At 41.5% G+C, this 14,587-nt stretch carries 15 protein-coding genes; 7 read left to right on the top strand and 8 right to left on the bottom strand.

Translation table 11 applies throughout. From position 1 onward, the window contains the following. Positions 1 to 145: 145 nt before the first annotated feature. Entirely contained in the window at positions 146 to 1,036 is an 891-nt protein-coding gene (locus tag CV014_RS13610) for a LysR family transcriptional regulator (protein ID WP_236142525.1), read from the bottom strand. Positions 1,037 to 1,153: 117 nt separating this feature from the next. Here CV014_RS13610 and CV014_RS13605 point away from each other — a divergent pair, with 117 nt between their 5' ends. Together CV014_RS13605 and CV014_RS13600 are read left to right on the top strand one after the other, a co-directional pair. Continuing rightward, complete coding sequence (locus tag CV014_RS13605) at positions 1,154 to 1,933, top strand: class I SAM-dependent methyltransferase (protein ID WP_236142524.1); 780 nt, start codon at positions 1,154 to 1,156, stop codon at positions 1,931 to 1,933. An 11-nt stretch (positions 1,934 to 1,944) separates the two neighbouring features. Next, positions 1,945 to 2,451: a hypothetical protein gene (locus CV014_RS13600; RefSeq protein ID WP_236142523.1), complete on the top strand. Its 507-nt coding sequence runs from the start codon at positions 1,945 to 1,947 to the stop codon at positions 2,449 to 2,451. A 9-nt stretch (positions 2,452 to 2,460) separates the two neighbouring features. On the opposite strand, the gene CV014_RS13595 is transcribed toward CV014_RS13600, so the two are convergent. After that, a complete protein-coding gene (locus CV014_RS13595; RefSeq protein ID WP_236142522.1) occupies positions 2,461 to 3,624 on the bottom strand; it encodes an extracellular solute-binding protein in 1,164 nt (387 codons plus the stop codon). A gap of 162 nt (positions 3,625 to 3,786) precedes the next feature. After that, on the bottom strand, positions 3,787 to 4,761 hold the full coding sequence (locus CV014_RS13590; protein ID WP_236142521.1) for a GDP-mannose 4,6-dehydratase: 975 nt from the start codon (positions 4,759 to 4,761) through the stop codon (positions 3,787 to 3,789). A gap of 264 nt (positions 4,762 to 5,025) precedes the next feature. On the opposite strand from CV014_RS13590, the gene petP reads away from it, so the two are divergent. From petP to CV014_RS13570, 4 genes are all read left to right on the top strand, one after another. Next, positions 5,026 to 5,217 carry a cytochrome b6f subunit PetP gene (gene petP / locus CV014_RS13585; protein WP_236142520.1) on the top strand — a complete coding sequence of 64 codons (192 nt, stop codon included), beginning with the start codon at positions 5,026 to 5,028 and terminating at the stop codon, positions 5,215 to 5,217. An 87-nt stretch (positions 5,218 to 5,304) separates the two neighbouring features. Further along, positions 5,305 to 6,405: a Get3/ArsA fold putative tail anchor-mediating ATPase NosAFP gene (locus CV014_RS13580; RefSeq protein ID WP_236142519.1), complete on the top strand. Its 1,101-nt coding sequence runs from the start codon at positions 5,305 to 5,307 to the stop codon at positions 6,403 to 6,405. 117 nt (positions 6,406 to 6,522) lie between these two features. After that, positions 6,523 to 7,521 (top strand): chlorophyll synthase ChlG, encoded by a 999-nt coding sequence (chlG, locus tag CV014_RS13575; RefSeq protein WP_236142518.1) that lies wholly within the window; start codon positions 6,523 to 6,525, stop codon positions 7,519 to 7,521. A 215-nt stretch (positions 7,522 to 7,736) separates the two neighbouring features. After that, positions 7,737 to 8,024: a hypothetical protein gene (locus CV014_RS13570; protein WP_236142517.1), complete on the top strand. Its 288-nt coding sequence runs from the start codon at positions 7,737 to 7,739 to the stop codon at positions 8,022 to 8,024. A gap of 202 nt (positions 8,025 to 8,226) precedes the next feature. Here the strand turns inward: CV014_RS13570 and CV014_RS13565 are convergent, their stop codons facing one another. The 5 genes from CV014_RS13565 to CV014_RS13545 form a co-directional block, all read right to left on the bottom strand. Beyond that, entirely contained in the window at positions 8,227 to 9,183 is a 957-nt protein-coding gene (locus CV014_RS13565; RefSeq protein ID WP_236142516.1) for an MDR/zinc-dependent alcohol dehydrogenase-like family protein, read from the bottom strand. Between the two features lie 80 nt (positions 9,184 to 9,263). Continuing rightward, positions 9,264 to 9,848 carry a hypothetical protein gene (locus tag CV014_RS13560; protein ID WP_236142515.1) on the bottom strand — a complete coding sequence of 195 codons (585 nt, stop codon included), beginning with the start codon at positions 9,846 to 9,848 and terminating at the stop codon, positions 9,264 to 9,266. A gap of 520 nt (positions 9,849 to 10,368) precedes the next feature. Then, positions 10,369 to 10,938: a hypothetical protein gene (locus CV014_RS13555; protein ID WP_236142514.1), complete on the bottom strand. Its 570-nt coding sequence runs from the start codon at positions 10,936 to 10,938 to the stop codon at positions 10,369 to 10,371. Positions 10,939 to 11,192: 254 nt separating this feature from the next. Further along, positions 11,193 to 11,999 carry an inositol monophosphatase family protein gene (locus CV014_RS13550; protein ID WP_236142513.1) on the bottom strand — a complete coding sequence of 269 codons (807 nt, stop codon included), beginning with the start codon at positions 11,997 to 11,999 and terminating at the stop codon, positions 11,193 to 11,195. A gap of 4 nt (positions 12,000 to 12,003) precedes the next feature. Beyond that, the gene (locus CV014_RS13545) at positions 12,004 to 13,488 is read right to left on the bottom strand and encodes a BCD family MFS transporter (protein WP_236142512.1); all 1,485 of its coding nucleotides are present in this window, start codon (positions 13,486 to 13,488) and stop codon (positions 12,004 to 12,006) included. Positions 13,489 to 13,630: 142 nt separating this feature from the next. On the opposite strand from CV014_RS13545, the gene CV014_RS13540 reads away from it, so the two are divergent. Next, entirely contained in the window at positions 13,631 to 14,581 is a 951-nt protein-coding gene (locus CV014_RS13540; RefSeq protein ID WP_236142511.1) for an aldo/keto reductase, read from the top strand. Positions 14,582 to 14,587 lie beyond the last annotated feature (6 nt).

Below are 14,587 nucleotides of genomic sequence, written 5' to 3'. Positions count from 1 at the left end.
GAATTGATATTTTTTTGCTCTTCCGTAGCTGTGATGCTAAATTTGCAACTCAAATTAGAGATTTGCCTTGCAAATCAAGGGTTATAGGATCTGTGAGAGGTAACGCCATCAACTTCTACTGTGGGTTGTGAAGTCGCATCTCATTTTAGGATGGGGAAAATGTCAATTCTCTGACTATCTGCAAAAATTTCTGTATGGTAGGAGATATTTCAGTTTTGCGCCAAATCATTGCAATAGCAACTCTTGGGGTAGGTGGATGAATCTGTCGATACACTACTCCTGTGCGTTGGAGATTTTGTAAAGAAGCTGGTGCGATCGCTACTCCCATATCTGCTGCTACTAAACTAATAATTGTCTGCATTTGTATCGCTTCTTGAGCAACATCAGGACTAAACCCGGCTTGCTGACACAGACTAATAATTAAGTCATAAAGTCCAGGTGCTAAAACTCTAGGGAATAAAATAAACGGTTCATGGGTGAGCAAACTTAAGTCAATATCCACCTGTTCCGCTAACCGATGATTTTCAGGCAAAGCCACTATCAAAGACTCTTGAAACACCGTCTCCCAGATCAAGGTATCATCTTCTACTGGTGGACGGATAAATCCCACATCCATACGACCTGACTGCAACCATTCTAATTGCTGGTCTGTAGTCAGTTCATGCAATTCTAAACTCACACCAGGGACTTGTTCTCGAAAACAGCGCAAAATTTCCGGCAAAATACTATACGCAGCCGAACTGACAAAACCTACAACTAATTTTCCCAGTTCACCCCTACTAGTTTGTCGTCCTAAATTAATCGCCTGTTGCAACTGTTTCATAATTTGCTGCACTTCCCCCAAGAAAATTTGTCCAGCATCTGTTAACTGCACATTACGTTTTGTGCGATGAAACAGTTCAAAGCCTAATTCTGCTTCTAGTTGGCGAATTTGTTGACTTAGGGGAGGTTGGGCAATATGCAATTTTTCTGCTGCCCTGCCAAAGTGCAGTTCTTCCGCCACGGTGACAAAATACCGCAGGTGTCGTAATTCCATCTTTGACAGTTAATCATATATTTTAAGTATTAGTAATAGCACAAAAATATATTGGACATTATTAAAAATCTTTTTTAACCTAATGATTAAACAGTCACCAAAAAATTAACAACAGATATGAATAACTTTGTGACATCCCAAAATATTTGGAATGCAGATTTGTATGAGCATCAACATCACTTCGTTTGGCAATATGGCGAAGAATTATTAAACTTACTCGCTCCCCAAGCAGGAGAATTGATCTTAGATTTAGGCTGTGGAACGGGACAGTTAACAGCAAAAATTGCCGAGTCGGGGGCTGAAGTTAGGGGAATTGATAGTGCCGTCACCATGATTGCAAAAGCAAGACAAAATTATCCCCATGTGAGTTTTGATGTGGCTGATGCCCGTAACTTCATTGTCGAACAACCATTAGATGCAGTATTTTCTAATGCTGCACTGCATTGGATTCAACCCCCAACCTCTGTGACACACTACATATATCAAGCACTCAAACCAGGAGGTAGATTTGTCGCTGAATTTGGCGGTAAAGGTAATGTGCAAGCAATTACCACAGCTTTATACAAGGCTTTAATTGCCAATGGCGTTCCTCACCCCGAAACCTTAAATCCTTGGTATTTCCCCAGTATTAGTGAATACGCTACCATATTAGAAACACATGGTTTTGATGTCGTCTATGCCACTTTGTTTAACCGTCCTACTCCCCTATCAACAACAGAAAAAAGTTTAGCAAACTGGATACAGATGTTTGCTAATGATTTTTTACTGGGGTTATCTTCCCAACAGAAAAACCAAGTTATTAGTGAAGTAGAAAAATGCTTATCCACACAAATTTATCATCAAGGAACTTGGATTGTAGATTATCGCAGAATTCGTATTGTTGCTATTAAGCCGTAGAACATTTAGTTATGCTTAACTACAAATTACCATCATTATTAACTATAACTTGTAGCAGTATATTCCTGTTATTTAATCAATCGGCGATCGCCCAAACAGGAATTCCCCAACCCTCACAAGTACCCCTCAATTTACAGTTACTCAATAATCCCCAAGGTAACGTCATTACAGCTAACACTATTAAACTCACAGAATTGACTACCCCTAGTTTATGGTTAGCACAGGAAATTTCCCAAAACAAACTGTTAGACAATTGGATTGCATATCCAGGCAATCAAACTGAATCGAATCGAGTTGACCTTGTAGTCAATCAGCAAATTTGGAGTTTGTTGGATTATGTAGAACGTTATGAATTTGTCAACCGCTTAGGTAGTGCAGCCAGAAAAGATAATTACAACATGAGGGTTTTTAATTATCAAGGGGATTTATTAGCCACCTATACCTGTAACTTTCAAAATAGTCCACCTACTTGCAATATCCAGATGAATATTCAGTATAAGTTGGGTTCTACTAGTTAAGAAAAAAATCTAAGCCTTCATTTGCGTAAATAACTGTTCATACTGCTGATTGCTTTCTGCTGATAGAGGTAGTAAAAATTCACTCTTAGCAAACACCTCTTGACTATTCAGTAACAAACTAGCGAATGCAGCTTGGACATTATCAGATTTCAGATTACTGACTATAGGAGAATTACTCTTAGTTTGTAATGAGATTTGTTCAACAATCTTAGATTCCCAACAAAAATCAATCCATTTTGCGGAGAAATCATTCTGAGTTGCACCCTTGGGACTTACCCACAAATCAGACCAAATTGCTGTTCCAGAACGGGGAACTACCATCCGCAGTTGAGGATAACGGTTGAGAAGTGGTACTATATCGCTTGACCAACCCACCGCCAACCAAGTGTCACCAATAATTAGCGGCTCTAGGTAAGTAGTAGAACCGTAGAATTTGACTTGTTGGTTTAAGGTTTTGAGTTCTGATTCTAATTGGGGAACTGTTTTGAGGTCAGCAGTATTGTAAGATAGTCCCAATTTCTTGAGAACCAAGCCAATTACTTCTCTCGGTTCGTTGAGTAAAGAAAACTGCGATCGCAATTCTTTCCGCCACAAATCACTCCAATCCTGTGGTGTCCATCCCAACTCACGAAACTTCTCTTGGTTATAGACAATTACTGTCCCACCCCAACGGTAAGGCGCAGCCCAAACCTTGCCTTGAGGATCAGGAAAACCTTGGTCATTGCGAGTGACTAACTGTTGCCATCGAGCATCTAAGTTAGACCAGTGTTTGAACTTTGTGGGTTCTAGCGGTTGAATTAATTGCTGTTCAATTGCTGTTTTTAGCCAATAATCACCCAACGTCATGAAATTTGCTAACTGTGGTGCTTGGGATTGTCTAAATGGGATAAACCGACCCCATCCTGTATCTTGTTTATCTGGTGGTTGCTGCCAAGTTTGCAACTGCTTAAAACTTTCTTGGATTTGTGCTATTGGTGCAAACTTAACTGGTACTTGTTTTTCTAGCTTTTTGCGAAACTGATCAGCAACTTGAGCCGGGATAGAGCCTTTGAGTAATTGGATGTTGATTTGTGCTTGTTGATTGTTAGCGCAGCCAATTAATAGTTGTGAAACTGTTAATCCACCCATGCTAATTAAAAAAGACCGCCGATTAATAGATTTAGAAATATACATACAGAGTAAAGTTAATTAGGAAAAATTATTTAGAGGCTATTTATAAAGTAAATATTGAATAGGGTAGGCAAAAAGCGGTTTGGATGTTCCTCCCCCTGCTCCCTGCCTTATTCCAGCAATAATTATTTACACCGACCTACTTAGTAATTGTGGGGCTGCACATTAAAACTTATCACTGCTCAATTTTTTGAGGTCATTTTCCACCATTAACTCTACTAATTGCTCAAATGAGTATTGAGGTTGCCAGTTAATTTGTTTCTTAATCTTATCAATCGCACCAACTAACTGTACTGTTTCGTCAGGACGGTAAAACGTAGGGTCAACAGAAACGTAATCTTGCCAATTGAGACCAACACAGCCAAAGGCACACTCTACCAATTCTTTGACTGAATGAGTCTCACCACTGGCAATAATGTAATCATCTGGTTGGTCTTGCTGTAACATCAACCACATAGCAGACACAGCATCTTGAGCGTAACACCAATCACGACGCGCCTCTAGATTGCCTAATTTCAGTTCATGAGCTAGACCGAGTTTAATTTGGGCGGCTGCATGGGTGATTTTGCGAAAGACAAACTCTGTACCCCGTCGCGGAGATTCATGGGTGTAGGTAATTCCGCAGCAAGTATAGAGATTATATTTTTGGCGATAATTTACAGTCATCCAATGGGCGTAAGCTTTAGCAACACCGTAAGGGTTACGGGGACGAAAAGCTGTCCGTTCTGTTTGGGGTGATTCATCGGGTTCACCAAAAACCTCACTACTAGAAGCCTGATAAAATTTAGCGTCTGGTTTACAACGACGGATAGATTCTAAAAGGCGGGAGACACCAAGGGCTGTATATTCGGCTGTGAGTGCTGGTTGTGTCCAAGATAAAGGAACATAACTTTGAGAAGCCAAATTATAAATTTCATCAGGTTGTGATTCTGCAATCACATCCATCAGTGAGGATTGGTCGAGAAGATCGCCAGAAAGAATGATCACCTCACCACTCAGATGACTAATGCGCTCAAGATTGCTGGAACTAGAGCGGCGCACTAATCCAAAAACCTGATAGCCTTTACTTAGAAGCAGTTCTGCCAAATACGAACCGTCTTGTCCTGTGACTCCTGTAATGAGAGCTTTTTTTGTTGTCATATTTTCTTCATAATACTAAAACAAGCGTTGAGTGCTGAGTTGAAAGTTCTGAGTCAGCAATTCATCAATAAGGATGTTTTCTGGAGCAAGCTGAATTGAGTGTCGAAAATATTATGACAGTCTATCAGCTAGTTGGCATGATTGCTGACTCCATAGAGTAGCTGAGGAAGCAGTTGATATAGTTTTAACATCGAGGTAAATCACTGTGAGATCAGTACCAGATTCGGCTAAACTGATTCTTGGTTTATTGCGTTTTATGTAGGCATGGAAATCGGACAAAAGGTTAAGGTGTTTCGTTTGCGCGATCGCGTTTCTGCTGTTGTCGCTCAAAAACTAGGTAAAGTTGGCATCATTGCAGGTTATAAAGTAACCGATGGTAGCGGTGTAGGTGTAGTGGTACAGTTTGACGATAATACTTCGACTTGGTTTTTTGAGGACGAAATAAAGGCCGTTTAACATTAAAAACCCCAGGTAGAAGCTTATAGTATTTGCCTAGTGCTAAGTTGGAATTGAAAAGACCGGCGGTAATTGGAAATCAAGATAATGTCCCTGATACTGACATTTTTGGGCGAAAACAGCGTTGCTCGTACCAAAATAGCGATCGCGGCTGCTAAATCATTGGCAAGTCAAGGCAAGCGGGTACTACTAGCAGGATTGGCAGAACCAATATTACCGATTCTCTTAGACCAAACCCTTGCACCAGACCCCCAGGAAATAGCCCCTAATTTGGCAGTAGTACAATTTCAAACCTCTGTACTACTAGAACGCAATTGGGATGAGGTGAAAAAACTGGAGGCACAATACCTCAAAACGCCCATCATTAAAGATGTCTACGGTCAAGAACTGGTAGTATTACCAGGAATGGATCATGCCCTTGCCCTTAATGCCATCCGTGAATATGATGCCAGTGGCAAGTATGATGCGATCGTTTACAACGGCACAGGTGATTCTTTCACCCTGCGAATGCTGGGGATGCCAGAATCTTTAAGCTGGTATGTCCGACGATTCCGACAATTAATAGTCAACTCGGATTTAGGCAGAAGTATTGCCGAATCACCCTTGATTCAACCGCTAATTAGCAGTTTTTTCAATTTCAACTGGACAGCAGATAATTTTGCTCAACCAACGAATCAAATCAATAATTTCCTAGATAAAGGAAAAGCGGCTTTAGCTGACCCCCAGCGCGTAGCCGCCTTTTTGGTGACTACCGGAGACCCCTTGGAAGTAGCCAGCATTCGCTATCTCTGGGGTGGCGCACAACAAGTTGGTTTAACAGTCGGCGGTGTCATCCAAATCTCCTCCCAACCTCACACCAACTTATCAGCAGAATTTACACCCTTAAGTGTGAATGTTGTGCCTGATTTAGAGAGTGGTAATTGGCAACCATTAATAGATGCGATGCCCAATTTTGTAGAACAAGCCCTACAAGCCCCCACTCCCATCACTATTGATGTTCATAACCTCCAGGTACGCTTGTTTTTACCTGGCTTTGATAAAAAACAGGTCAAACTCACCCAGTACGGGCCAGAAGTCACTGTGGAAGCAGGCGACCAACGGCGCAACGTGTTTTTACCTCCAGCACTCAGTGGTAAACCCATAACTGGGGCTAAGTTTCAAAATAATTATTTGATCATTTCTTTTTAGGATTAGGTACTGGGGACTGGGGACTGGGGACTGGGGACTGGGGACTGGGGGCTTTTTTATACCCAATTCCCAATGCCCAATGCCCAATTCCCAATGCCCAACTAATAATGAATTCCTATGTCAGAACTAACTCCCATTACTCCTGATTCTAATTCTGAAGGCAGCGATCGCACTGCCAAAACTCGCCAGTTGTTGGGGATGAAAGGTGCAGCACCAGGGGAAACTTCCATTTGGAAGATTCGCTTGCAATTAATGAAGCCAATTACCTGGATTCCCTTAATTTGGGGTGTGGTCTGTGGTGCGGCTTCTTCTGGTAACTATACTTGGTCTTTGGAAAATGTCCTGAAGGCTGCTGCTTGTATGTTGCTATCTGGGCCATTACTCACCGGTTATACCCAAACCCTAAATGATTTTTATGACCGCGAAATTGATGCCATCAATGAACCCTATCGTCCCATCCCTTCCGGCGCAATTTCTGTACCACAAGTAGTCAGCCAGATTATCTTTTTATTTATCGCTGGTATTGCCCTAGCTTTTGTGCTGGATGTATGGGCTGGTCATGAATTCCCCAATGTCACAGTTTTGGCAATATTTGGTTCTTTTATTGCCTTCATCTACTCTGCCCCACCTTTAAAACTCAAACAGAATGGCTGGTTGGGTAACTATGCTTTAGGTGCTAGTTACATCGCCTTACCTTGGTGGGCTGGTCATGCTTTGTTTGGTGAACTCAACTGGAAAATTGTCGTTCTCACCTTGATTTACAGCTTGGCAGGATTAGGAATCGCTATTGTTAATGATTTTAAGAGTGTAGAAGGCGATCGCCAACTCGGTTTGAAATCATTACCTGTGATGTTTGGTATCAACACCGCCGCCTGGATTTGCGTCATCATGATTGATGTCTTTCAAGGCTTGATTGCAGCATATTTGGTGAGTATCCACGAAAATTTATACGCTGGGATTTTGGTACTGTTAATCATCCCCCAAATCACCTTTCAAGATATGTACTTCCTCCGTGACCCCTTACAGAATGATGTCAAATACCAAGCCAGCGCACAACCCTTTTTAGTTCTGGGAATGCTGGTGGCTGGTTTAGCCTTGGGTCATGCGGGAATTTAAGAATTTAGGGGTGTGGGGGTGTAAGGGTTTGGGGGTGTAAGGGTGTGAGGGTGTGAGGGTGTGGGGGTGTGGGGGAGACAAGGGAGAAATGAGGAAATTTTTCTTCCCCAATCCCCAATCCCCAATCCCCAAATTTCTACATCTACAGTCAGACGTTAGCAAGAAAGAGTTAGGAGCTAATATACTTCTAGCTCTTCATTTTTTTAGCAATCGCCGTGCAGGAATTAATATCTTTACTAATCAAAAGCATTCAACCATTTTTAGTCCCCATTTGCTTTTCTGGGGCGTGGTTAATCATTTCTCTTGTCCTGTGGAGTCTGTGGACAGCCACACGAGATGGTCTTAAAACAGCGCAACGGATGCACCAAATACCCTGTCCTGGGTGCCAATTTTTCACCGATAACTACCGCCTCAAATGCACTGTCCACCCATCCATAGCCAACACAGAAGAAGCAATTGAATGCACTGATTTTCAGCCTAAGACGAATCCTTATTTGTATTAGGGATTGGGGAATTGGGGACTGGGGATTGGGGACTGGGGACTGGGGACTGGGGATTGGGGATTGGGGACTGGGGACTGGGAATTGGGGATTGGGGACTGGGGGGACAAGGTAGGAAATGAGGAAAGCTGTTCCCCAATGACTAATGACTAATGACTAATGACTAATGACTAATGACTAATGACTATTGACTATTGACTAATAACTATTGACCAATCTCCAACAACACCTTTAATACTCCTCGGCGTTGGGCTTGGGTAAAGGCTTCTAGTCCTTGATGGAGGGGGTAGGTTGCGTGAATTAGGGGTTTTACGTCTACTTTTTCGGCTGCTAATAACTCCAGTGCGGCGGGAAATGGGCCGCAACGAGAACCAATTAAGGTAATCTCATCAACTACTAAGGCGGAAGCGTCTATGCTGAGGTTGCCTGCATAGGTACTTTTTAGGACAAGAGTACCACGAGGGCGTAACGCCTGAAGAGCGATCGCAAATCCTTCTGGGTTTCCTGTACACTCTACGGCAATATCAAAACTTCTCTGTGGAACAGCGTCAACTAAACCCGTTTTTATGCCTCTAGCTGCTAAATTTGCTAGTTTTTCTGGGTGGCGACCGATCACTAACAGTTCACAACCAGTCAAAGCCAATGTTTGCGCTACTAATTGCCCTAATTTACCATCTCCTACTACTAGCACGCGATCGTCTGCACATATGGCAATCTGCTGCTGAATTTCCAACGCTGCTGCTAATGGTTCGGTAAATGTCGCAATTTCTGTGGGTACGTTTTCGGGTACAGGATGTAAGTTTTCTATCGGTAAACAAAGATAGTCAGCAAACGCGCCGTGACGGTTGACAATTCCCAATACTGTACGATTCTCGCAATGGGTGGGTTGTCCCCGACGACAATAGCGACAATGACCACAAACAGCATTAATTTCACCTACAACTCGTTGATTGACAAGATGTGCTGGCCCTTGTTCAACCAAACCGACGAATTCATGTCCGATAACGCCAGTGTAGGGATAGTAGCCTCTGAGTAGTTCTAAGTCGGTATTACAAATTCCTGCACGTAAAACTCTTACCAATGCTTCGCCAGCAGGGGGTTCAGGAATAGGAATATCTGAACGCAGTTGCAATTGGTTATTTTCTAGCCATAGTCCTTGCATAATTATTTCCCAGTTAAATACTCAAAGGCATTTTAACTACATTGAAAGCTCTATTGGCGTTGAATTTCACAACTCGTTCCCTACTCTCTACTCCCTACTTCCTGTTGCTCAGATGGACTGGGAAATTTCACATCAGCTTTGCTTAACCAAATGATCAAGTCATCAGCGTGAACAGCAATTTCACTCCCCAAGGTTTTGATATATAACAGTCCATCACTAATAATTAAATCTCTAATAGGATACCAAGAACTACGCGTCCGAATTAGCAAATCTAAGGGAATACCCAATTGGGACTTATTTTTGCGATATCGCCACCAAGCTCGCCATAAATGAACTGATTTTGTACAGTGCATCCGATAACCTGGTGGTAATTGGCAGTATTGATATCGATAGCAATAGCGTTCGTCTATTTCTCCTGTGAGAATATAGCTGTGTTCCGCCAAGACTTCGTTAATTAATTCCCAATAGGATGAAGTTGATTTGATAGAAAATTCTAGATTTTTCTGAGTGATTTGGGCAGTAGCAATGATACCTTCTGCTTTTGCTGTAACTTGATTAGTTTTATAGAGTGTTTGTGCTTGTAATGTCCCGTTTGCTAATAAGACTTCTTGTTTTTGAATCGATTGACTCACAAACTCTTTGAATAATTCCAAATTGGATAACATGGTTCTTTTCTATATGCAACGCAATATTTTTACCTAAGACACGGCACACTTTGACTGAGTGATTACCGTAATATTATTGATAATCTGTAATCGCCTACAATCTAATTATACCCAAACATTTTTTCGACGTTGTAAATATACGGTGAAGTATTGAATTCTTCAAAATTACTGCTGCAAAGCCATAAAGTTTTCATGAAAGAATCTTGTATTAATTATGTAGTAAATATTTATTATGAAGTGTGCTTAAGAATTTACCACATTAAAAGTAAAGTCTTTATATAAGAATAGTAAAAATACTGAAAAATAATAATTAAATAAAATAAGTAGATTATGAGTTGGTAAGTTAAGTCTTGCCTGGAGCAATGATTTTGAAAACTTAACGGCACTGATTCATCATGATCTACTCTTTTCAAGATGCTTCTATATAGTATTAGCAATATTTGGTTAGATAGTTCGATGGGCAAATTTTTCTTGCAATAGCCAAGCCGAAGCATCGGGTAAATTTTTTATCTGATTACCCTCAAATTTCATACAAATATTGCTTTTGTGAAGGAGATTCTACTTTGCTTAACCAAATTACTAAATCTTCAGGAGATAATTGCTGTTCGCTAACTAAAGTTTTGATATAAATTAAGCCATCACTAATCGTTAAATTTTTAATACCGTACCATGAGTTCTTAGTCCTGACTAAAATGTCTAAGGGAACTTTGAAAGATGCAGCATATTTATTATACTTCCACCAAGCTTGCCACAGACCCAAGGACTTAGTGCATCGGAGTGTATAACCTTGTGGAACAGCACACCGTTGATATCGATAGAGTCCATTACTATCTAATTCAAACGTAAAAATATAACTGTAGTCGGCTAAGGTATTATTGATAATTTCCCAATAAGATGAATTGGCATCAATTAAGAAATCAGATGGTGTATGGTCTAATTTAGCAGTAGCAATCACACCCTCTTTTTTAGAGATTAATTGATTGCTTTTGTAAATCATTTGGGCTTTTAAATAGTGGTTTGCTAACAAAACCTCTTTCTTAGCAATAGATTGAGCAATAAATTCTCGCATTAACTCTAAATCGGACAACATAGACTTTAACAATCAATTACTAAACTGAGTTTTCAAGAAAGTAAATAAAGTGTGTCAGTCTTCATCAATTTCTGATTGACAGTTGCAAATACGCAGTCAATAACCAGTTCTGTTATGAGTTAATGACACCCTCAAATTACATATACGTGGAATATTTGCCAAATCATGAAAAAATACCCAGACTACCTGTAAAAATTTTGGCGACAGGCAACCTGGGTTAATGAAACAATTAAAGGGTGAATCTTCGGGTAATTCTAAATTTTCAAGGCTTGGGTGAAGGGTGTAAAGAAAGACACTAATTCTGGACGACTTGCGGCGAGGGTGGGGAAGGAGCGATCGCTATAATCTACTCCCGCTTCCAAGGGAAATGGCTGTGAGTTGAGTGATACCCAGTTACCACCAGCCGCTTGCAGAATCACCCAAACGCCTGCAATATCCCAAACTTTGGGTGTAGCTTCTACACCTCCTAGTGTTGCACCAGTGGCGACAGTCAAAAAGTTATAGCTAGCTACGCCCAACATCCTAATTTTGCAAGGGAAGCCTTGCTGCACCACAGCCAAGCTACGGGAACAAAGATTGAAAAAATGATTGCTAGAAGGAGCGTCATTACTGGTATGGATGGGGTGATGATTGAGATATGCTCCCAATGGTGTAGTCAAGCCAGAATTACCAGGCCAAAATCCGTGAAAAGCTTGATTGAGTGGCGGAACGTACACATAACCAAAAATCGGTGTACCTTTGTACAATAAAGCCAAGGAAATCGACCAGATGGGAATCCCCCGTGTAAAGTTGGTTGTACCGTCTAAAGGATCAATTACCCAACACCAATCTGTACCAGGAAAAACCTGTTCACCTTCCTCACTGAGAATTCCGTAACCAGAAAAAGTAGAGGCGATCGCATCCCGAATCTCTTGATCTGCCCATTTATCAGCCTGTGTAACTAGGCTACCATCAGCTTTTTGTGCAGCTTGCACCTGACCAAAATCTTGCATTAATTGCCTTCCCACTCTGGTAGTAGTGGTTTGGGCAAAATCAACAACTGTTATCCAAAAATCGTTCATTGTGTTAGTCTAATTCTTTTTCCAGAATAGAGGCGATCGCTGTTTTCGCATTCACCTGGAATTCTTGGATGTTCACCTGGCGCAAACACCAAACAGCGACTAGCATCCCTACTGCTTGTAAGGCAAATACCAACCCGTATGCTAGCACTGGTACGCCGAACAATGTTTTGCCGACATTTAAAACTACGCCACCCAAGACTGTAGCTAATCCCCTAGCCATAGCCTGTGATAATCCCCACGCACCAATAAACGTCCCGGCTGTTTCCGCCGCCGTCAAATCTAGCATTAAACTAGTAGCACCAGCTGTAATCACACCGGAAGACAACCCAAAACACAGCAAGCTACCCATCAGCACGCCTGCATTACCGCTAAAGCCTGCCATAATAATCAGACAAAAGCTGAAAACCGCACCCAAACAGCCAATTTTCGTCGTCTGTTTCTTCCCTAAACGCGGTAAAAGTAAAAAACCGGTGGAACTAATACCAATTAAAGTTCCTATCCCAAAGGGAATATTGAGTCTGGTAGTTTGAGAAATACACATCCCAAACACCTCTCCCCCATAGGGTTCTAGGACAGCATCTTGCATGAAAATGCTAAGAGTCAACACCAACAAAAAGCCAAAGAATACGCCTGTTTGACGGTTAGCAGTTAGCACCTTCAAAGCTTTGCCCAAGGATATTTGATCTTCCCTGGCTACTATGGTAGAACGGGAATTAAAGCGGGAATATTTCTTTTCAATGCCCAAAGTCGCCAGCAGCGATAAACCAAAAACGATCGCAGGCATAATGATAAACACAGGATTCACCGCCTGCTGCAATTTAGCGATATCTACAACTTTATTAGTTTGACTAGGATCATAAGACAGCAAAGCTGCTCCGCAAATTTCTGGTCTTTCTAGTAACCTAGAACTAACAATTGCGCCGATCACAATCCCAATCATTAACATTGACCAGACAATCCCAATCAACTGGGAACGATTATCCTCATCGGTGATATCTACTAATAGTGCAGCAAAAGGTGTAGAACTCGCACTCAAAGCTAAACCATACAACGCAAACATCAAAGCCAGTACAGCCGCCCAACTATATGTAGCAAAACTCCAACCAGTGGCTTGTAAACTACTACCTAGCTGCCAAACTACTTGTAACGCCAAGAAAGAAACAATGGTGAATATGGCAGCCCCTATCCAAACATAACCCGTGCGATTATAGCCAAATAAAGGCTTGCTATCAGACATCTGACCGAACCAGATGCGCGCCGGACTCACAAACTGGTGCATAGCAATAGCCCCAGCCGCAATCAATGGCAAAACTTTTAACTCATCAATCATCACACGATTCAACACCCCCAAGGTGAGCAGCGACATGATGCCTAGTCCCATTTGAAACAAACCCAGTCGAAACATTGTTGGGACATTAACTTTGGGTAGAGGTTTCATATCAACCGACTGATCTGATTCAGGATGGGGTGAAAAATTGCTAGTTGCCATAGCTATTGGTCAAAAAAACGATATATAGAGAAATATGTAAATAAATCTTACTAATTGGCAGGTATTGCAAATGATGAATTTAATCACTTTTGCTCACGTTAAACTGGAAAAGTGAAGAAATATTAATCTAAATTTTACCACCGTGGAAACAATCACATTGGGGAAAAACGGCCCATCTGTCCCACCCCTTTGCATTGGGACTTGGGCTTGGGGCGATAAATTATTTTGGAGTTATGGCGAAGGTTATGGACAACAAGAGTTACAAGCCGCATTTACCGCCGCCATAGCAGATGGTGTCACCTTTTTTGATACCGCCGAAGTTTATGGACTAGGACTATCAGAAAAATTTTTAGGAGAATTTCTTCAGCAAACACAACAGCCAGTCCAAATTGCCACAAAATTTGGCCCCTTACCTTGGCGATTTTCTGGAGAATCTGTTGCTGATGCTTTGACAGATAGTCTCAAACGTCTGCAACTAGAAAGTATTGCTTTGTATCAAGTGCATTGGCCTTTTACTTTCTTTTTGAGTCAAGAAACTTTGTTAAACACCTTAGCTGAGGAAGTGAAGCGGGGTAGAATTGCTGCTATCGGTGTTAGTAATTATTCTCCTGCTCAAATGCGGGAAGCTCATCAAATATTAGCAGCGAGAGGAGTACCTTTAGCGGTAAATCAAGTCCGTTATTCTTTACTGACTCGTCAAATCGAGAGAGACGGGACTTTAGCGACTGCCCGTGAGTTAGGTGTAACAATTTTGGCATATAGTCCTTTAGCACAGGGATTGCTCACGGGAAAATATACGCCGGAAAGTGCTGAAAAACTTAGCGGCGCAAGAAAATTCGATCCTAGATTTAGCAAAGAAGGATTGCAAAAAATCGCACCCGTGATTGAGCTATTACGGAGGATAGGAGAAGAACGCGATCGCACTCCTGCCCAAGTTGCCTTAAATTGGTTAATTGCTCAGGGTAATGTGATTCCTATTGCTGGGGTAAAAACTGCTGAACAAGTCAAGCAAAATGCTGGTGCTTTAGGTTGGAAATTAAGCGATGATGAAGTTGCAGAATTAGAAAATCTCAGTCGTCCTTGGCTGAATTAATTCTCA

The sequence above is a fragment of the Nostoc sp. CMAA1605 genome (assembly GCF_021596505.1).
GTDB lineage: Bacteria > Cyanobacteriota > Cyanobacteriia > Cyanobacteriales > Nostocaceae > Trichormus.
This window is presented reverse-complemented; position numbering and strand designations above follow the sequence as displayed.